This window comes from Paraburkholderia sp. GAS334 (assembly GCF_050436625.1).
In the GTDB taxonomy this organism is placed as follows: domain Bacteria; phylum Pseudomonadota; class Gammaproteobacteria; order Burkholderiales; family Burkholderiaceae; genus Paraburkholderia.
The window spans coordinates 20,765-40,443 of record NZ_JBNDMO010000004.1 but is presented as its reverse complement, the minus strand read 5'-3'; the positions used below and the strand labels follow the sequence as shown (position 1 = coordinate 40,443).

General features: G+C 61.5%; 19 protein-coding genes. 14 read left to right on the top strand and 5 right to left on the bottom strand.

Annotated features, from left to right (window positions below):
• Positions 1–27 precede the first annotated feature (27 nt).
• Together P3T21_RS09130 and P3T21_RS09125 are read right to left on the bottom strand one after the other, a co-directional pair.
• On the bottom strand, positions 28–276 hold the full coding sequence (locus tag P3T21_RS09130) for a hypothetical protein (protein WP_429255608.1): 249 nt from the start codon (positions 274–276) through the stop codon (positions 28–30).
• 239 nt (positions 277–515) lie between these two features.
• Positions 516–1,583 carry an alkene reductase gene (locus P3T21_RS09125; protein WP_429255607.1) on the bottom strand — a complete coding sequence of 356 codons (1,068 nt, stop codon included), beginning with the start codon at positions 1,581–1,583 and terminating at the stop codon, positions 516–518.
• A 100-nt stretch (positions 1,584–1,683) separates the two neighbouring features.
• Here P3T21_RS09125 and P3T21_RS09120 point away from each other — a divergent pair, with 100 nt between their 5' ends.
• Positions 1,684–2,580 carry a LysR family transcriptional regulator gene (locus P3T21_RS09120; protein ID WP_429255606.1) on the top strand — a complete coding sequence of 299 codons (897 nt, stop codon included), beginning with the start codon at positions 1,684–1,686 and terminating at the stop codon, positions 2,578–2,580.
• Positions 2,581–2,628: 48 nt separating this feature from the next.
• On the opposite strand, the gene P3T21_RS09115 is transcribed toward P3T21_RS09120, so the two are convergent.
• Positions 2,629–2,874 (bottom strand): hypothetical protein, encoded by a 246-nt coding sequence (locus tag P3T21_RS09115; RefSeq protein WP_429255605.1) that lies wholly within the window; start codon positions 2,872–2,874, stop codon positions 2,629–2,631.
• A gap of 582 nt (positions 2,875–3,456) precedes the next feature.
• On the opposite strand from P3T21_RS09115, the gene P3T21_RS09110 reads away from it, so the two are divergent.
• From P3T21_RS09110 to P3T21_RS09075, 8 genes are all read left to right on the top strand, one after another.
• Positions 3,457–3,606 (top strand): hypothetical protein, encoded by a 150-nt coding sequence (locus P3T21_RS09110; protein WP_429255604.1) that lies wholly within the window; start codon positions 3,457–3,459, stop codon positions 3,604–3,606.
• Positions 3,607–3,618: 12 nt separating this feature from the next.
• On the top strand, positions 3,619–4,851 hold the full coding sequence (gene hpnI, locus P3T21_RS09105; protein WP_429255603.1) for a bacteriohopanetetrol glucosamine biosynthesis glycosyltransferase HpnI: 1,233 nt from the start codon (positions 3,619–3,621) through the stop codon (positions 4,849–4,851).
• Positions 4,841–5,776, top strand: coding sequence for a hopanoid biosynthesis-associated protein HpnK (gene hpnK, locus P3T21_RS09100; RefSeq protein WP_429255602.1), 936 nt, complete (start codon positions 4,841–4,843; stop codon positions 5,774–5,776). The genes hpnI and hpnK overlap by 11 nt, the downstream gene beginning before the upstream one ends.
• A 37-nt stretch (positions 5,777–5,813) precedes the next feature.
• Positions 5,814–6,002: a hypothetical protein gene (locus P3T21_RS09095; protein WP_429255601.1), complete on the top strand. Its 189-nt coding sequence runs from the start codon at positions 5,814–5,816 to the stop codon at positions 6,000–6,002.
• A gap of 42 nt (positions 6,003–6,044) precedes the next feature.
• Positions 6,045–7,367: a TIGR00366 family protein gene (locus P3T21_RS09090; RefSeq protein WP_429255600.1), complete on the top strand. Its 1,323-nt coding sequence runs from the start codon at positions 6,045–6,047 to the stop codon at positions 7,365–7,367.
• Positions 7,368–7,570: 203 nt separating this feature from the next.
• Complete coding sequence (locus P3T21_RS09085) at positions 7,571–7,705, top strand: hypothetical protein (protein WP_429255599.1); 135 nt, start codon at positions 7,571–7,573, stop codon at positions 7,703–7,705.
• A 430-nt stretch (positions 7,706–8,135) separates the two neighbouring features.
• Positions 8,136–8,894: a COG4705 family protein gene (locus tag P3T21_RS09080; RefSeq protein ID WP_429255926.1), complete on the top strand. Its 759-nt coding sequence runs from the start codon at positions 8,136–8,138 to the stop codon at positions 8,892–8,894.
• Positions 8,895–8,985: 91 nt separating this feature from the next.
• Complete coding sequence (locus P3T21_RS09075) at positions 8,986–9,396, top strand: histidine kinase (RefSeq protein ID WP_429255598.1); 411 nt, start codon at positions 8,986–8,988, stop codon at positions 9,394–9,396.
• 80 nt (positions 9,397–9,476) lie between these two features.
• Here P3T21_RS09075 and P3T21_RS09070 read toward each other — a convergent pair whose 3' ends face one another.
• Together P3T21_RS09070 and P3T21_RS09065 are read right to left on the bottom strand one after the other, a co-directional pair.
• The gene (locus P3T21_RS09070; RefSeq protein ID WP_429255597.1) at positions 9,477–10,622 is read right to left on the bottom strand and encodes a substrate-binding domain-containing protein; all 1,146 of its coding nucleotides are present in this window, start codon (positions 10,620–10,622) and stop codon (positions 9,477–9,479) included.
• 118 nt (positions 10,623–10,740) lie between these two features.
• Positions 10,741–13,374, bottom strand: coding sequence for an ATP-binding cassette domain-containing protein (locus tag P3T21_RS09065; RefSeq protein ID WP_429255596.1), 2,634 nt, complete (start codon positions 13,372–13,374; stop codon positions 10,741–10,743).
• A gap of 252 nt (positions 13,375–13,626) precedes the next feature.
• On the opposite strand from P3T21_RS09065, the gene deoC reads away from it, so the two are divergent.
• Genes deoC through P3T21_RS09040 form a run of 5 tightly spaced genes read left to right on the top strand, consistent with a single transcriptional unit; the run spans position 13,627 to position 19,662 of the window.
• Positions 13,627–14,637 (top strand): deoxyribose-phosphate aldolase, encoded by a 1,011-nt coding sequence (deoC, locus tag P3T21_RS09060; protein ID WP_429255595.1) that lies wholly within the window; start codon positions 13,627–13,629, stop codon positions 14,635–14,637.
• A gap of 16 nt (positions 14,638–14,653) precedes the next feature.
• On the top strand, positions 14,654–17,041 hold the full coding sequence (locus tag P3T21_RS09055) for an aldehyde dehydrogenase family protein (protein ID WP_429255594.1): 2,388 nt from the start codon (positions 14,654–14,656) through the stop codon (positions 17,039–17,041).
• A 59-nt stretch (positions 17,042–17,100) separates the two neighbouring features.
• On the top strand, positions 17,101–17,586 hold the full coding sequence (locus tag P3T21_RS09050) for an RbsD/FucU family protein (protein WP_429255593.1): 486 nt from the start codon (positions 17,101–17,103) through the stop codon (positions 17,584–17,586).
• Positions 17,583–18,545, top strand: coding sequence for a ribokinase (gene rbsK / locus P3T21_RS09045; protein WP_429255592.1), 963 nt, complete (start codon positions 17,583–17,585; stop codon positions 18,543–18,545). Before P3T21_RS09050 ends, rbsK begins: the two co-directional genes overlap by 4 nt.
• 34 nt (positions 18,546–18,579) lie before the next feature.
• A complete protein-coding gene (locus P3T21_RS09040; protein WP_429255591.1) occupies positions 18,580–19,662 on the top strand; it encodes an ABC transporter permease in 1,083 nt (360 codons plus the stop codon).
• Positions 19,663–19,679: the final 17 nt, after the last annotated feature.

Here is a 19,679-nt window from a genome sequence, read left to right as displayed (position 1 = left end):
TAGCCTTGTCGGCCCCCATGACGCAGCTCAAGCCGCAAGCTGATAACCGCTCATCGACGGTCGCGCGATCCGGGGTGGAAATACGCACCAGCAGCCGTCCTCGTGCCGAAAGAAAAAGATTGCACGTGAGCTGCCCGGAGCTGAAGCTTCGACGTGCACATAGCGCCTGCTGTCTCCGCGCATGCGACCAAACTGGACTACACGGATCCGCATGGCCGGAGCGGGTGCAAGCCACTTTTCGACCAGATAATGAAGGGACTTCCCGGCGGTGTTCATGACCCTCTCCTGCGACCTCGCTCACGCTGCCGGAGGCTCGAGTGCGGCGACCGAAGCACTGTGTGAGTGGTTGATTAGAGAGTAGGACCATCTAACGATTCGTGATAGTTAATGTTTTTAACATTAACTATAATCAAAACACTATGTATTTTTTTGCCCGGCGAGCCTGCGTAGCCCAACCGGTTGGGCTACGCAGGCATCTCAGATACGCGGATACGCATGGATGGGAAGAGCGCGGTTCATCGTGCATTCTCCAGAATCGGATAGTCGATATAGCCGTTCGGACCGTCTGAATAGAAGGTGTCGCGCTCAAGCATATTGAGCGACGCGCCCGTCAAAAACCGTTGCAGCAGATCCGGGTTGGCGAGATACAGGCTGCCAAAGACTGCGGCATCGGCTTCGCCCTCAACAATGAGCGATTGAGCGCGCTCTTTGTTGAGGCCGCCGCCGTAGAGGAGTGCGCCATCGAATAACGGTTGCAGAAGCGCACGGTAATTGAACGTGCTCTGGGTCCGGGCAACGTGCAGATAGGCCGGCTTGAGCACGGCAAGCCGCTGGACCAGATACTGGTATGTTTCCTGGGGCGAGGCATCGCTCACGCTGTTAAAGCCCATTTCCGGCGCGATCTTGATGCCGACCCGATCGCTTCCTGCTTCATCCGCCATGGCCGTCAGCACTTCGAGTACGAAGCGCGCGCGGTTGGCGAGCGAGCCGCCGTAGCGGTCCGTCCTCTGATTTGTTCCCGACGACAGGAACTGCTCCGGCAAATACCCCGAGGCTGCATGCAGTTCGACGCCGTCGAAGCCTGCTTCCAGTGCGTGACGCGTGGCTCGCCGGTAATCCTCGACAATGCCCGGGATTTCTTCGGTCTCCAGTGCGCGTGGCACCACAAAGTCCTGCGCCCCCGATGCAGTGAACACCTTGCCAGCCGCCGCGATTGCCGAAGGCGCGACAGGCGTCGCATGACCCGGCAGGAGATCCGGATGCGAGACGCGTCCGCAATGCATCAGTTGCAGGAATATCAGGCCGCCTCTGGCGTGAACCGCATCGGTGACGCGCTTCCATGCCTCGATCTGCGCAGCGGAATGGATGCCTGGCGTACGTACGTATCCTTTGCCCATCGGCGACGGGAAGGTGCCTTCGGTAATGATCAGTCCCGCATCCGCGCGCTGTGCGTAGTACTGCACGGCGAGGGAGGAGGGCGTGCCCGACGTGTCGTCAGCACGTGATCGTGTCATCGGCGCCATAACAAGGCGATTGCGCAGCGTATGGCGTCCGATGCGGATGTTTTCGTAAAGAGCATTCATGTCGATTCCTTGGGTTGGGGGTATCGACACGATGGACTGATCCATGTGAGAGATAAAGACCTATAATTGAACACAGTGATCCATCAGTGGAGCAATGAGCGTGGAATTGCTGAGTTACATGCGCCTGTTTGTCGAGGTGGCGCGTACGAAGAGCTTTCGCCGCGCGGCAGACGCGCTGGATATGCCGAACTCGACGCTTTCGCGTCACATCGCGGAGCTGGAGAAGACAATCGGCCTGCGGCTATTGCACCGGTCGACGCGCAAGGTCGAGCTCACCGAGGCGGGCGAAGTCTATTTCAAGCGCTGCCAGAGCATCGTGGAGGAAGCGCGCATTGCCCATGAGTCGCTGCTGGATGTCGCGGAACGCCCCAGTGGCACGCTGCGGGTGTCGATGCCCGTCGACCTCGCCACCGGTTATCTCGCACCGATCATCGCGGACTTCGCGAAGACGTACCCGCTGATCGCTTTCGAGTTCGACACGTCGCCGCGCCCTGTCGATCTGCAGACGGAGCCCTTCGATCTTGCGATCCGCATCGGTCCGCCGCCCACGGCGCCGGCGACGCTCGTCGCGCGGCCGATCGGAGTGCTGCCGCGCTATCTGTACGCGTCGCCGGAGTATCTGAGGAGCGCCGCGCCGCTCACGCACCCCAACGATCTCGACAGACACGTGGTGTGCATCGTGGAGGGGGCGACGAGGCTGGGTGAAGTTGCGAGGACGTTCTATCGCGGCGACGAGTCAGTCGACGTGACGGTCGGGACACGCTTTGCGATGAACAGCGTCGCGCTGAGCCGTGCGCTGGCGATGCGAGGTGTCGGGCTCGCCGTGCTGGACGACGTGCTCGCGCTGGACGACGTCAAGCTGGAGCGCCTCGTTCGTGTGCTGCCCGACTGGAGTCTTGCGCCGCTTCAGGTGCACGCGATCACGGAAACCCGCTTGTTACCGGCAAGAACGCGTTTGTTTATCGATTTCGTGAAGGCAAGACTGCGTGAGTCTTAAGCGGATTTTTCAGTTCACGGCCTGATCGATTCCGGGTCCGCGCCTTGTTCACCGATCCGGAAATTCAGCCGTTGATTGAGTTCCGTCCGCGCACATCGACGTGATGAACGCGGCGACGGTCATCCGATAGCGGCGTTCTCGACGAATGCCCGGCGTCGTGCGGTCGATATCGGTTAGCACGACAGTGTTGCCATCTACCGATGCCTCGAGGCGCATTGCGCGAATCTCGCGTCCAGATGTGCCGTCCGTTTCCGACATAAGCATCATCGTGCCTGTCGCACCGTGAACACGCATGGTGGGTCTCCTTCAATTTTCCAGCTCAGCTCGGCACACGACGGCACTGGCGATGCGCGAACTTCGCTGATTCCCTGTTGCAGGTGAGGTCGCAAACGGCTGTGAAAGCCGCTATCGGAACGCTGTGAAAGCTCGATGTCCCCGGAGCAATCTGCGAAGCGGCGCGATCCACGTATCGTACGCAGCTGAAATGCGAGCGTCAATATGAATGAGAACGATTTGCATATGCATTATTGAGCCGTAATGTTCTTGTAGTCGGTTGCGCGCGGTTGATTGCCGCTGCCATTCGTCGCTTCCTCCCGTTCTGAATCACGGCGACCAATGATCTGTCGAATAGCGGCACGACGCCGCCGCTCCCTCGCACGCTCTCTGCGGCGCCGCAGCTACGCCTGCCTGGGGGTGGCGCCATCCTTAAGATTTCCTTCAGGATGCGTCGATACTATGCCAGGTTGAATGCTCTGTATGGCGCACTGTCGCGAGTGCAGGGACGCTGTGCAACCGTTAGCGCTTCACAACGCTGGCGCGAGCCCACCCATGGAAAGCACGGCCGGATTACGCCGTGCGTATCGCGAGGCCATGCCTATGAAGTCAGTTACTGCCGATATGCTGCGAGCCCGGTTGACGGCGTTCTCCTTCACAACCACGGGTATCGAAGCCGCCACGTTGCTGGCGCTTCCCGTCATTCCTCATCTGCGCTTCACCGGCAGCCCGTTTGTACTCGTCGGACGCTAGCGGAAACAGGTGATGGTGGCTCACGCGTTGACCGCAATTCAATGGTTGCTGCTCTCTGGATGTTGCGCAGCGTCGGTATATGCGGTGTTTGCAGCGGTCGCAATGCCATCTTTCGCGAGCCGCCGGACCGCAGCTGTCCGTCACGCGGCGCATCAATTCGCGGGTGTAGGCGTTAGCGTCCTCAAGCCGCTGTGCGGCGCGGAGCCGCGTCTCTACGAGAATCTCACCACCTTTTGTGAACAGCGTCATGGGCGCTTCCAGTTGCTGCTGGGCGTGTCCTCGCCGGACGATCCCGCCGTTGCGGTAGTGCGTCGTCTGCAGGCGGCCTGGCCCGCGCACGATATCGAACTCGTGGTGAACGAGCGCGTGCATGGCAGCAATCTCAAGGTCAGCAATCTGATCAACATGGCAGAGCACGCCCGGTATGACGTGATCGTGATTGCCGACAGCGACATCGCCGTCACGCCCGATTACCTCGATACTGTCGCGGCGCCGCTGGCCGATCCGCGCGTGGGCGTGGTCACCTGTCTGTACGTGGCGCAAGGCATCGGTGGGTTCTGGCCGCGCGTCGGCGCGCTTTTTGTCAACGAGTGGTTCGCGCCGTCGGTGCGCGTCGCCCATGCGACCGGCTCGCGCCGTTTCGGCTTTGGTGCGACGCTGGCCTTGCGTCGCACGACGCTCGATCGCATCGGCGGCTTCAACGCGCTCAGAAACTGCCTTGCCGACGACTACTGGCTTGCCGAACACGTCCGCGCGCTCGGGCTGCGCACGGTTTTGTCGCGGGTGATGGTCACGACAGACGTCATCGAGCCGACCTTCGCGACGTTGTGGCAGCGCGAGACGCGCTGGCTGCGCACGATACGTTCGGTACGTCCGCAGGGTTTCGCCTTTCTGTTCATTACCTTCACGTCGCCGTGGCTGATGCTCGGTGCGTGGCTTGCGTGTGGGCTCGAGGCAGGAGCGGACGGCGCGCATCTCACGGCTGCACTCGCGAGCGGGGCCAGCACGATCGCCGGCGGCGCGGCGCGCGTGCTGCTGCACTGGCGAAGCGCGCGTCACTCGCGCACGTTCTGGCGCGATCTCGCACTAACGCCGCTGCGCGATACCTTGCTGGCCGCGCAATGGCTGGCGGCTGCGTTCGGTTCGCATGTGATGTGGCGCGGGGCACGCGTGCCGCTGGAAGTGTCGACAGCGCAGGACGTGATGGAAGTCCTTGACGTGATGGAGACACAGGATGGCGGCTGAAGCACGCCGCGCCCGGTCCGCGCATGGCGACTCTTCTGCGAGTGATGAACCCGCTACCCATGCTGGCGTTTCGTGCGCCATCACGACGGCTCGCGCTTACGCGCCGCAGCGCGCGCTGATTGTTACCGCTGACGATTTTGGCTTGCACCGGCGTGTCAATCTCGCGGTCGAATGGGCGCATCAGCGCGGCGTGTTGACGGCGGCAAGCCTGATGGTCGGCGCACCTGCCGCGCGCGATGCCGTCGAACGAGCGCATGCGCTGCCGGAATTGCGCGTCGGCTTGCACCTGGTGCTGGCTGACGGTACCGCATCCACGCCGCACGCCGGCATTCCCGCGCTCGTCGACGAGCAGGGACGTTTCGGCGACAACATGGTGGTAGAGGGCGTGCGGTTTTTCCTCTTGCCCCATGTACGCAGGCAGCTCGCGCGCGAGATCCGCGCCCAGTTCGACGCATTCGCGAAGACCGGCCTGAAGCTCGATCACGTCAATACGCACAAGCACTTTCATCTGCATCCGACTGTGCTCGGGTTGATCCTCGAGATTGGCCGTGACTACGGCATGCGCGCCATGCGCCTGCCCTACGAAGTCAATGCGCCGCTATGGTTGAAGCCATGGATCGCGCAGGTGCGTCGGCGGCTCGATCGCGCGGGCATTGCACATAACGACTACGTTCTCGGTATCTCCGACACCGGGCAGATGGACGAAGCGGCATGGCTCGCCGCGCTCGCGAATCTGCCTCGTGGTGTGGGTGAAATCTATTGCCATCCGGCGACGGCCGGCGACGGCGCGTTGAGCGACGGCATGCGCGCATATCGCCATGCGGACGAACTGCACGCATTGCTTTCACCTCGCGTCGCGGCGGCGATCCGGGCGGCCGATGCAAAGCTCGGCGGATTCTGCGACATGCTTCACACGAGCGATTAATTTCCGCTCTGGACCCATTCACGTCCCGCGCGGGAGCATGCTGATCCGCAAAAACGGGGCGCATCAATCACCTGATCAACGACAGTTCGCAACCGGCAGCGCCATCGCAAGCGCTTCGCCGGACGGCGTCTGCATGTGCCTCGACGAGACTGCCCGGCTCGAACGCAAAGCTTCTGGTTCTGTGCAAGAATCGCGGCCAGGCTGGTGGGCAAAGAAAGAAAGTTGAGATTGCCTGCCAGAAAAAAGACTGGTGACGAGGAGTAGACAGGTGATTCAACGTATCTCAGGTTTCTTCACGCAGGTGGTGCATCGATTCCTGCCTGACCCGCTGATTTTCGCTATTTTTCTGACGATCGCGACGTTTATCCTTGCGTTCGGATTGACGCCGAAAGCGCCGGCGGAGCTGGTGACGTTGTGGGGTGCTGGCTTCTGGAATCTGCTCGCATTCTCGATGCAGATGGCGATGATTCTGGTGACCGGGCATGCACTGGCCAGTTCGGGTCCAGTCAAGCGATTGCTGGTCGCGCTGGCAAGTTCAGCGCGCACGCCGGGACAAGGCGTCATGCTTGTCGCTTTCGTTGGCGCCGTAGCATGCGCGATCAACTGGGGATTTGGTCTTGTGCTGGGCGCCATGCTCTCCCGTGAAGTTGCGAGACGTGTAAAGGGCACTGACTACCGCCTGCTGGTGGCGTCTGCGTACATGGGGTTTCTGACGTGGCACGGAGGACTGTCCGGGTCGGTTCCCCTCGTGGCAGCGACGAAGGGCAACCCGATGGAAAAGACAATCGGCCTCATCCCTGTCGCGCACACCATTTTCACGGGCTACAACGCGTTCATTACCTTCGGCCTGATTATCCTGCTGCCGATTCTTGCCAGGCTGATGATGCCGAAGCCGGAAGACGTCGTGTCAGTCGATCCCGCTTTGCTCGAAGAGCCGCCCTCGGTGGAGCGCACACTGCCTGCCAATGCAACGGTCGCAGAACGAATGGAAGAGAGCCGCATTCTCGCGATTCTGATTGCATTGGTGTGCGCGGGGTACCTGATCCTTCGAACCGTCCAGAAAGGATTTGTACTCGACATCGATACAGTTAATCTGGCTTTTCTGGCGGCGGGATTGGTCCTTCACAAAACACCGATGGCCTATGCCAGAGCGGTCGGTGTCGCAGCCCGAGGTGCATCGGGCATCATGATCCAGTTTCCGTTCTACGCCGGCATTCAGGCGCTCATGGATCATTCGGGCCTCGCCGGTGTCATCACACGATGGTTCGTTGATATTGCCAACGTGCATACGTTCCCGCTGCTGGCGTTTCTCAGTTCGGCGGTCATCAATTTCGCGGTGCCTAGCGGCGGTGGACACTGGGTCGTGCAAGGACCGTTTGTAATGCCGGCTGCGCAGGCTCTGGGCGCGGACCTTGGCAAATCTGCCATGGCCATCGCCTATGGCGAGGCCTGGACCAACATGGCGCAGCCGTTCTGGGCACTCCCCGCGCTGGCTATTGCTGGCCTCGGTGTACGGGACATCATGGGCTATTGCGTGACCGCGCTGCTGTTCTCGGGCGTCGTGTTCGTTGCGGGGATGTACCTGTTCTGAACGTCGCCATCAGCGACGACATCCGGGCCGCCCGCAGACGCGCGCGGCCCGTTCGCTCACTTACTTCCCTCTATCGGCCTGCTTTCGCTACAGCCTCTTTTGCGAGGAGCCGCTGAGCCTGGCGATCGCCAGCACCTGCTTCCTGCGCCGTTTGAACCGAGGTCTCGGTTGCTTCCGCCAGCATTGCGCGACCTGCCTGGCTAATGCTCACACTGTATGACATCGGCGCCGTTGCCGTGCCGGCAGGTTTGCTGCTGGTCGACGTTGCGGCGGTAGCCTCTGCTGTCTTCGTGGTCGTGGCGGGTGCTGTCGACCCCGCTGTCTGCATCGCTTCGTGATTGATTGCCTGAACCGACATGTGCTTCTCCTAAGGTTAAAACGCCAGTACTGCAGTCAGGCTATCGGCGGTTATCTTGCGTGCTTTAGAACTATATTTTTTGTTCAGAGGGGATTTCATAAGGCTGCCTTAAGGTCCGTCTGAGTGGGTATCCCGCAACCACGCAGCAAGTCATGCCGCACGCTCGACGTGACGCACCTCAGGCACGCGAAGTGCTGTCTTCAGGTCTTCCGCTCGCCTCGCGTTCATAAGCATTTCTTAAGGAACGCCACAGATAATGAGGGCGTCAATTAGCGCTTCCCGATCGTCACGGTGATCGGAGAGGCACGTCATCGCGCCACGGTCAGTGCGTAACAAAAGCACCGTGCTTCATTCCTGCGTCGAACCGGAGAAGTCACTTGAATCCATCTGCGAACCGTCATGTCTTCGACATGCTCAACAAGGTCCCCGAAGTCACGATTGTCTTCTGGATCATCAAGATCATGTCGACGACGGTCGGCGAAACCGGTGCCGATTATCTCGCGGTCCATGTAGGGCTCGGCACGGCCGTCACTGGCGGATTGATGCTCGCGCTTCTGATCGCGGTGCTGTATTTGCAACTCCGTTCGTACCGGTACGTGCCGTGGATTTACTGGACAACCGTCGTGCTCGTCAGTGTGGTCGGAACACAGATCACCGATGCGCTGACTGATGGACTCGGGGTGAGTCTTTACGTCAGCACGGCCGTCTTCGGCATCGCGCTGCTTGCGACCTTCGCCATCTGGTACCGATGCGAGCGGACTCTCTCGATCCACACGATCGTGACGAGACGACGCGAACTCTTCTACTGGGCAGCCGTGCTGTTCACCTTCGCATTGGGCACGGCTGCGGGCGATCTCGCCACAGAGGCGCTCGGTCTCGGATTCACGTTTGGCGTCGTGGCGTTCAGTGTGTTCATCGTGGCAGTGACCATCGCCTGGTCTCTTGGCGCCGACGCAGTACTGACGTTCTGGCTGGCCTATATCGTGACACGTCCACTCGGCGCATCGCTTGGCGATCTGTTGTCCCAGGCGCGAACCTACGGAGGGCTGGGCCTTGGAAGCGTCAATACCAGCGTCGCATTTCTGGCTGTGATTTGTGCTCTGGTGATTTATGCCACCTCGCTCGAACGCCGCGGCACTAGCGTGCCGCATATCACGGACGAAGCGTAGGCACGCCTGCCCCCATAGTGCCAGTCTGCGTGATTTCACTCAGACAACCGACCTGCAACAGATCAATCAATCGATTCGAAGGAGAAACAGGATGACCCGTAGCACGCTATTGAAGGCCACACTCGTTCCATTGCTGGTGGTGGCCGTATTCTCCACAGCACACATTGAAGGCGCAGGGGCGCTGATCCCGTCAGCCGAAGCGGCGAGCGCATCGAAGCTCGGCGATCTGTCGTCGTTCCGCGGGATCGTTGTCGATACAGCGTCGCTCGTCGACAAAAACAATCTCGGCGCTGCGAAAGCCCGCATCAAGGATCTGGAGACATCGTGGGACGAAGCAGAGCCGTCGCTGAAGCCGCGGTCTGCGGCGGACTGGCATGCTGTCGACAAGGCGATTGACCGCGCGCTGTCGGCATTGCGGTCCAGCACCCCGGATGCGGCGACATGCAAACAGTCACTCCGTGATCTACTGGCAGAGATTGACCGGATCAGTGGAAAGGCGTGATCTGATTCACCCCGTGCGTGGATGCCGTGCGGAGCGCATCGCCATGAGATGCGCTCCGCACGAATCATTCAGCCATCACATCAGCCGCAAGCCGGCTTGGCCTTTTTGCATGCATCGGCGAGTTGCGGCGGCGGATCTTTCTTGAACACGGTCTTGTACGACTCAAGCACCGTCGCCTGGACAACCGGCAACGACTGCACGCCGATCCACGCCGGCGGCGTCTGGCCAATGAGCGCTTTCATCATCGCCATCGCTTCGGCGACGCCCTGATCGTACGGACGTTGCGAGCCTGTTGCCTTGAGCGGACCGCCCCTCGCAATTTCGATCGCGGATTCGAGGCCAAGATCGACCGTCGTGACGGGAATGTTCACACCTTGTGCCCGCATCGACGTGAGCGTATCCAGCGCGGGCTGATCCCATACAGCGAACAGACCCTTGACGTCGGGATTGCCGGTCAGGAAGTCGCCTGCGATCTGCCCGACTTTTGACGGATCCGTGAAGTCGACCTGCTTGATCTTGATGTCCGGACGGTTCTTCTTCATCCAGTCGTTGACCGCCTTCGTGCGTTCTTTCGTGCTGAAGTAATCGACGCCGAAGTTGACCAGTCCAATCGTCGAGCCCTGCGGCATGCACGAAGCGAGCACCTTCGCGGCGATCTGGCCATTACCTTCGCTATCGGCCGAGATCATCGAAGCGTACTGCTCCGGATGTTTCAATCCGGTAGGTACGTTGTCCATGAACACGAGCTTGATGCCGGCTGCGGACACCTTCTTGTACGTCGCGGCTGTCGCCGTGCCATCGACCGGAATCGAGATGATGCCGTCAGGATGGCGCTGGATCGTGTTCTCGATATCCGCGATCTGCTTGTCGACCTGATACTCGGCCGAAGCGGTGCCGATCACTTCGACGCCATATTTCCTTAGCGTATCGGTGATGCCTTGCACCTGAAGTTGAGACCAGTCGAGATTCATCGTCTGCATTGAAATGCCGACCTTGAATTTGCCTGCCTTTACCTTGGCCGTGTCGGCCGCGTTCAGTTGCACCGCTTCGACTGAAGCCGCTTTTTCGCCGTTCGGTCCTTGTCCGATGATCGTCTTCGGTCCGATCGAAGCGACCGGCAATCCGGTCACGCATTGCGCGCTGGCGGCGAAAGAGGACAGGGCGGCGACAGCTGCCGCCGCCATGACACTGGCTAAAGCCATTCTTGAGCCACGACGATGATTCATGATTCTTCTCCGTTGGTCTTCATGTCTGTGTTAAGTCCGTTAAGTCCTCTGCCGGTTGCGGAACCCTGCAGGCACGTTGCAGTGGTTCCGGACATCACGAGTGATCGACGTGCCCCCGTCACTTCTTTGTAAATGCGACTGCCGCAACGATGATGGCGCCCTTGATGACAAGTTGAAGCGAATAACTCACGCCCAGCAGAACCAGCCCGTTATTGAGCGTGCCGATAATGAGGCTGCCTAGCAGCGTGCCGAGAACGAATCCGCGGCCCCCGAACAGACTGCATCCGCCGAGCGTCACGGAAGCGATCACATCGAGTTCGAGCCCCTGCACGACGTCAGGCCTCGCGGCATGCGAGCGCGCGGACAGCACGAGCGCGGCGAGCCCGGCCAGCGCGCCGGTAAGGATGAAGGCCAGCGTGGTCACGCGCCGGATGTTGATGCCCGAATAGAGCGCGGCCGTCGGATTGCCGCCCGCTGCGTAGATCCGCCGGCCAAAGACGCTGTAGTGAAGCAGCAGGATGCCGGCGATCACGGCCAGCACTGTCCATATGATCGGCACCGGTACGCCGAAAATTACGCCTTCGCCAAAGATCGCGACAAACGAGTCATTGGTGATGATGACCGGCTTCGTCGTCGTGACGAGCAATGCGAGTCCACGCGCGGCGCTTAACGTTCCGAGCGTCACGAGGAACGACGGAATGTTCAGCCGCGTCGTCACAAAACCGTTGATCGCGCCGACGATTGCGCCGGTCCCAATGCCGGCGATCGCGCCGATGATCCAGTTGTCGCCGACATACGACATCGCGAGTGCAGCGGACATACCGGACAACGCGAGCGCCGAACCGACCGACAGATCGATCTGCCGCGCGATGATGACGAACGTCATGCCGATCGCGATGATGGAGACGAGGGCGGTCTGGCGGCCGATGTTGAGGAAGTTGTCGATGGAGAGAAACCAGGGCGACGCGAAGCTGAAAACGACCAGCAGGATCGCGAACGCGACATAAAGCGCATACGGCCTGTCGCCCTGCAGCAGGAGTTGTGCGAGCCGCCGCGCACGGCTGCGCCGCTGCTGCGAAAGCTGCCGTTCAGCCGGCAGCGGCGAGACGGAATCGTTCATGTTGCGTGCGCCCCGAAGGAAGTCCCCTGGGGGGGATTCAATGGAAGAACGGGAAACCTGGATCAGGTGGTGGAGTGCTTCAGCGTTACCCAGTTCGGTGCGCTCGACGGTCTTGACGATGCGGCCATCGACGACAATCGAAATCCGGTCGCACAGGCGCAGCAGTTCATCGAGGTCAGAGGAGACGATGAGCACGCCTGTGCCGGCCTGAGCAGCGTCATGCACCACGCCGTAGATTTCCTCGCGCGCGCCGACGTCGACGCCCACCGTCGGCTCATCGAGCATCAGGACCTTCGGCCGTGGGTTATTCCACTTGGCAAACACTACCTTCTGTTGATTGCCGCCTGACAAGAATCTGACCGGGGTCGAGGCGTTCGGCGCTTTTACGGCGAGTTGTTTCATTGCGCTCTTCGCCTGCTGAACGGCGGCCTGACTGCGCAGCCAGCCCCAGCTTGAAAAATGCGGCAGGCGTGGCAGCGTCAGGTTTCGCTCGATGGAATGATCGAGAACGAGGCCTTCCAGATGACGGTCCTCTGGCACCAGCGCGACGCCGAGCTTGATGGCTTCGGCCGGCGTGATACGCGAGAGTGACTGATCGTCGATCACGATGGCGCCGCTATCAACCGCTCTCAGTCCGAAAATGGTTTGCAGAATCTCGGTGCGGCCGCTGCCGATCAACCCCGCAAGCCCATGAATCTCGCCCCGGCGAACGGTGAGGTCGACGTCACGAAGCCTGTCGTTGCTAACACTGGACAGCGTGAGGACGGACGCCGCTGCGGGTTCGCGCCCGAAGGACGCACGCGAATCACTCATCACACCGGCAGTGCCAGTGCCAGCCGCGGTCATCTCCCGCGCATGCAGAGCGGCATGGCCTGGCCCGACAATCGCCGCGACCAGCTGCTTCATATCGGTTTGCGCCGTCGAAAAGATGCCGGCGTTGGCGCCGTCACGGAACACCGTGACGCGCTGCGAAATACGGAACACCTCGTTCAACCGGTGCGTCACATAGATCACGCCTACGCCTCGATCGGTGACCGCGCGAATGGCGTCAAACAGAATCTGTTCTTCGCCGCCCGTCAGCGCCGAAGTCGGTTCGTCGAGAATCAGAACCCGTACGTCGCCCATCAACGCTTTGGAGATCTCCGTCATCTGACGGTACGCAAACGGCAAGGAACCAACGGGTGTGCGTGGGTCGAGCGGGATTCCATGCGACTGAAGAAATTCGCCGACCTGCGCCATCAACTGACGCTGCTTCACAAAACCGAAACGGGTGCGCGGCTCGCGTCCCAGCATCAGATTGGCGCCGACCGAAAGCGATTCAACGAGACTCAGATCCTGATAGACCACGGCAACGCCTGCGTTGCGGGACTCCGCCGGCGAGCCGAACGCGATCTGCGTGCCGTCGATTTCGATGACGCCTTCATCGTATGCATGGACGCCGCTCAGGATCTTGATCAGCGTGGATTTGCCGGCGCCGTTTTCGCCGAGCAACGCGTGGACTTCCCCGGGAAAGACTTCGAGGTTGACGCCGCGCAGCGCGTGTACGCCGCCAAATCGTTTGGTGACGCCCGCAACACGGATCAGGGGTACCTGAGGCGATGAAGCGGCCGCGACCGCAACCGGCTCACTCATCTGGCTTGTCTCCTTCGTCACGTACGACGACATTCTTTTCTTTGTCTATCCGCAATCAGCCGCGAAGTTTGTTGTGATCTTCGCATCATGGAAATGGTGAGTCAATAACATTCAGGGCATTCCGCGGGCTTGTTACGATCAAAATGTAATGATTGCATCGCAAAGCTTGTGATAATTCTATCAATCGATGTAGCATAGACCCGAACGACTCATCAGCTTTTGATGTGCATCGCACCAATTTCCGGATGTCTCATGCCTGAAGCTCCTTCTTCGTCTTCTTCGGTCATCGCGCTGCGCGGCGGCCCGCTCATCCACCCGGTACGCAATCCGGGCACGCCATTCGACGCGTCGTGGCTGGACGGCCTGCGTGTGAACCAGTCCGCTGTTGAACGGCGAACCGCCACGCTTGCCACACGCCGCACCGTCAAGAAGGATGCGCAGGCCGCGTGGCTGCTGAAGGCCGTGACCTGCATCGACCTCACGACGCTCAATGGCGACGACACCGAAGGCCGCGTGCGACGTCTCTGCGCGAAGGCGCGGCAGCCCGTGCGTGCTGACATTCTCGAAGCACTCGGCATGGCGCCGCAGGCCATCACGACGGGCGCGGTGTGTGTCTATCACCGCTTCGTCGCGGCAGCGGTCGATGCGCTGAAAGGCAGTGGTATTCCGGTCGCAGCGGTGTCGACCGGTTTTCCGGCTGGCCTGATCCCGCATCCTCTAAAGCTGAGAGAGATCGAGGCATCGGTTGCGGACGGTGCGATGGAGATCGATATCGTCGTGACGCGCGAATACGTGCTGACCGGCAACTGGCAGGCGCTGTACGACGAAGTGCGCGATTTCCGCGTGGCCTGCGGCCCTGCGCATCTGAAGACGATTCTCGCGACGGGCGACATCCGTACGTTGTCGAACGTTGCGCGCGCATCGATGGTCTGCATGATGGCCGGCGCCGATTTCATCAAGACGTCGACGGGCAAGGAGGGTGTCAACGCGACGCTCGACGTGTCGCTTGTGATGGTGCGCATGATCCGTGAATACCAGGAACGCACCGGCGTGCCGATCGGCTTCAAGCCGGCGGGCGGCGTGTCGGGCGCGAAGTCCGTGCTGTCGTACCAGATCCTGATGAAAGAAGAGCTTGGCCGAGAGTGGCTCGAACCCGATCTGTTCCGTATCGGCGCATCGAGCCTGCTGGCCGATATCGAACGCCAGCTCGAACATCATGTGAGCGGCCGTTATTCCGCTTTCAACCGTCACCCTGTAGCCTGAACTCAAGACCGATCCCATGAGCGTAGCCGAGTATTTTTCATCGATGGAGTACGGTCCCGCACCCGAGGACGATCAGCCCGCGCGCGCATGGCTTGCGCAACACGAGGCGACCTTCGGGCATTTCATCGGTGGCGCGTGGCATGCGCCTGCCGCCGGTGAGCGCTTTGTCTCGCACGCACCCGCGACAGGTGAGCGACTCGCCGACATCGCACAGGGCGATGCTGCCGATGTCGACGCGGCCGTCGCAGCAGCGCGTGCTGCGCAGCCGGGCTGGCTCGCGCTGGGCGGTGCAGGACGCGCGCGGCATCTGTACGCGCTGGCGCGCATGGTCCAGCGTCACAGCCGGCTCTTTGCCGTGCTCGAAGCGCTTGATAACGGCAAGCCGATCCGCGAAACACGCGATATCGATGTGCCGCTCGTCGCGCGGCATTTTCTGCATCACGCGGGTTGGGCGCAGTTGCAGGACAGCGAATTCGCCAGTTACGCGCCGCTCGGTGTGGTCGGTCAGATCGTGCCATGGAATTTTCCGCTGCTGATGCTCGCGTGGAAAATCGCGCCGGCTATTGCGACCGGTAACTGCGTCGTATTGAAGCCCGCGGAATACACGCCGCTCACCGCGTTGCTGTTCGCGGAACTCGCGCATCGTGCGGGTTTGCCGGCGGGCGTGCTGAACGTCGTGACAGGCGACGGTCAAACCGGCGCGGCGCTCGTCGCGCATCCGAAGGTCGACAAGATCGCCTTTACGGGTTCGACCGAAGTCGGCCGGTTGATCCGCTCGGTGACGGCGGGTTCGGGCAAATCGCTGACGCTCGAGCTCGGCGGCAAGTCGCCGTTCATCGTATTCGACGATGCCGATCTCGATGGCGCGGTTGAAGGCGTTGTCGACGCGATCTGGTTCAACCAGGGGCAGGTCTGTTGTGCAGGCTCACGGCTGCTCGTGCAGGAAGGCATCGAAGCGCGCTTCATCGCGAAGCTGAAGCGTCGCATGGAAACGCTGCGCGTCGGTACCTCGCTCGACAAGAGCATCGATATTGGCGCGATCGTCGATCCGGTGCAGCTCGAACGGATCAACTCGCTGGTCGAGGCAGGAAGGCGTGAAGGCTGCGCGGTCTGGCAGTCACCCGGTGCAGGGATGCCGGCTAGCGGCTGCTTTTATCCGCCGACGCTGGTCACCGGCGTCGCGCCGGCTTCGACGCTCGCGCAGGAAGAAATCTTCGGCCCGGTGCTGGTGACGATGAGTTTCCGCACGCCGGACGAAGCGATCGCGCTCGCGAATAACTCGCGCTATGGGCTCGCTGCCAGCGTATGGAGCGAGACCATCGGCCGGGCACTCGACATCGCCCCGCGCCTCGCATGCGGTGTCGTGTGGGTCAATGCGACGAACCTCTTTGATGCGGCAGTCGGTTTTGGCGGCTATCGCGAATCGGGCTACGGCCGCGAAGGCGGACGTGAGGGCATTTACGAATATCTGAAGCCGCGTGCGTGGCTCAAGCTTGCGGATCGTCGGCCGGTGCCGCATGGGGCTGGCGCAACGAAGCGCGATCAGCCGTCGAATGTCGCGGCGATCGACCGCACCGCGAAGCTCTTTATCGGCGGCAAGCAGGTGCGTCCGGATAGCGGCTATTCATTGCCGGTTTATGCGCCGGATGGAACGCCGGTGGGTGAAGTGGGCGAGGGTAACCGGAAGGACATCCGCAACGCAGTTGCAGCGGCACGCGCAGCGCAGAAGTGGTCGCAGGCCAGCACGCATAACCGCGCTCAGGTACTGTACTACCTCGCGGAGAATCTTGCGGTTCGCGCCGATGAATTCGCACGCCAGCTGGTCGCGAGAAATGGTGCAACGGAAGCGGCGGCCCGCGCGGAAGTCGAGGCTTCGGTGGCGCGGCTCTTCACGTACGCCGCATGGGCTGACAAGTTCGACGGCGCAGTGCATACACCGCCGCTGCGCGGCGTCGCACTGGCGATGAACGAGCCGCTTGGCGTAATTGGCATCGCGTGCCCGGACGAAGCGCCGTTGCTCGGCTTCGTTTCGCTGGCGGCCCCGGCGCTTGCGATGGGCAATCGTGTTGTTGTGTTACCTGGCGAGACGTGTCCGCTTGCAGTCACCGACTTTTACCAGGTCGCCGAAACATCGGACGTGCCCGGTGGTGTGCTGAACATCGTGACCGGCGAGCGCGGCGCGCTGCTGCCTGCGCTCGCGAAACACGACGATGTCGACGCGGTCTGGTGCTTCGGCAACGCGACGGATTCGACGCTGGTCGAACGCGAGTCGGTCGGCAACCTGAAGCGCACGTTCGTCGATCACGGACGCCAGTTCGACTGGTACGACCGGTCGAGCGAAGGCCTGCCGTTCCTGCGCCAGGCCGTGCAGGTAAAGAACATCTGGATACCGTACGGCGACTGACTGACCGTCTGACTGAACGAAATCGAAATGCACGCCAACCAGGAAATGGAGGAGACAACGTGCTGAAGAATCTGGACCCGCTGTTAAGCGCCGATGTGCTGCACGCGTTGAGCGCGATGGGCCACGGCGATGAACTGGTCATCTGCGACGCAAATTTCCCCGCCGATTCCGTTGCGCGTGCAACGGTCACCGGCAAGCTGTTGCGCCTCGACGGCGTCGACGCAGCGCGTGCGATTCGCGCGGTGTTATCCGTGCTGCCGCTCGATACATTCGTCGACGATCCGGCGTTGCGCATGGAAGTCGTGGGCGAACCGGACACGATTCCTGCTGTGCAGCGCGAGGCGCAGGCCGAGGTGAACAAGGCGGAAGGCCGCAACGTGCCGTTTGCTTCGATCGAGCGTTTCGCGTTCTATGAACGTGCGCGCAAGGCGTACTGCGTCATTGCGACGGGTGAACAGCGCGGTTATGGCTGCTTCGTGTTCAAGAAGGGCGTGCTGCTTGCACCCGATGCCCCGAAGGAAGTCCCCCTGGGGGAACGCACATGAACGCACCTCAGGAACGAAGCGGGCGCGTCGTCATTCTCGGCATCTACGTTACCGACCTGACGTTTCGCGCGGAGCGCATGCCGCTGATCGGCGAGACGATCGCCGGCTCGGCATTCGCGATGGGCCCAGGCGGCAAGGGTTCGAATCAGGCGGTCGCGGCGGCGCGTGCCGGCGCGCAGGTCGTGTTCTGCACGCGCATCGGCAACGATGCATTTGGCTCGATTGCCCGCGCAACGTGGGCCGCTGAAGGCATCACCGCGCGCGCGCCGGTTGTCGACGGCGTGTCGACGGGCGCGGCACACATCTTCGTCGACGACACCACCGGCATGAACGCGATCATCGTCGCATCGGGCGCGGCCGGCACGATGAACGCCGCCGACGTCGACGCGATCGAAGCCGACATCGCCGCAGCGCGCGTGTTTGTCACGCAGCTCGAACAACCGCTGCCTGCAGCGCGACGCGGGCTCGAAGTGGCGCGCAAACATGGCGTCATCACCGTGTTCAATCCCGCGCCTGCACTGCCGCTCGACGACGGCATCTTCCCGTTGTGCGACTACATCACCCCGAACGAAACCGAAGCGACCGCGCTCACCGGCGTACCGATCGCGAACGCAGACGACGCGCGCCGTGCCGCTGACGTGCTGCTTGCCAAAGGCGTCGGCGCCGTCATCGTCACGCTCGGCGAAGGCGGCGCGCTACTGCATTCAGCGACGCAATCGGTACTCGTTCCCGCATATGATTGTGGCCGCGTGGTCGAAACCGCGGGCGCCGGCGACGGCTTCACGGGCGGATTCGCAGCCGCGCTCGCACGTGGCGAAGATGCGATCTCCGCGATGCGCTTCGGCTGCGCGCTGGCGGGCATCTCCGTGACGCGTCCTGGCACAGCGCCTTCCATGCCGACCCTGGATGAAGTGAATCGGGTATTGAAGCAATCGGGCCAGATGTCACCGGCCTCCTGACTGTTTGTGCGGCCTGAAGGAGTGGGTTATTGCCATGAAGTCCTCGTTTGCCACCGGAAAACTGTTCGCCGACCGGCAACTGAATTTTCTGCTGATCGTCAACGTGCTCGTCGTGCTGGTTGCGACGTGGCTGTCGCGCGGGCAGTTTGTCGATATCGACAACCTGCAGTCGATGGGCGGCCAGTTGCCCGAACTCGGTCTGCTCGCGCTCGGCATCATGCTCTCGATGGTGTCGGGCAATGGCGGGATCGACCTGTCCGGCGTCGGGCTCGCTAACCTGTCGGGCATGGTTGCCGCGATGCTTGTGCCGCATTTCATCAACGGCGACGATTCGCCGGTGCTCTATACGTCGCTCTTCTGCGCGATCGTGGTCGCGATGGGGCTGCTGGGCGGGCTGCTGAACGGCGTCGTCATCGCGCGGCTCAAGCTCACTCCGATTCTCTGCACGCTCGGCACACAGTTGCTGTTCACGGGCTTTGCGGTTGTGCTGAGCAATGGCGCGTCGGTGCATGTCGACTATGTCGACCCGTTGTCGGCGATCGGCAACGGTACGGTGTTTCAGGTGCCGATCGCGTTCTGCATCTTTATCGCAGCGATTATCGTGCTGGGCTGGTTGCTCAAACGTAGCCCGTTCGGCCTGCGTCTCTACCTGATGGGCACCAATCCCAAAGCCGCTTTCTATGCCGGCATTCCGCGCGCACGGATGCTCATCACCACCTATGCGATGTGCGGCGTGCTCGCTTCGCTCGCGGGACTGATCAGTGTGACGCACACGTCCAGCGCGAAGTGGGACTACGGTAACTCGTATCTGCTGATTGCGATCCTGATCGCCGTGATGGGCGGCGTGAATCCGGCAGGTGGCCACGGACGCATTATCTGCGTGTTCTTTGCCGCGACCGTCCTGCAATTCCTGTCAAGCCTGTTCAATCTGCTCGGCGTGTCGCAGTTCTTCGGCGATTGCGCGTGGGGTTTTCTATTGCTGCTGTCATTGGCTTTCGCGGGTGGCGAGCGGGTGCGCGCGATCTTCGGATTCGGCGGTGGCGGTGGTTCTGGTTTTGGTTTTGGTTCTGGTCACGCAAGCGCTTCTGGCAGTTCCAGCACGGCGCCAGAGCGCTAGCAAAGCAGTCAGCGAAA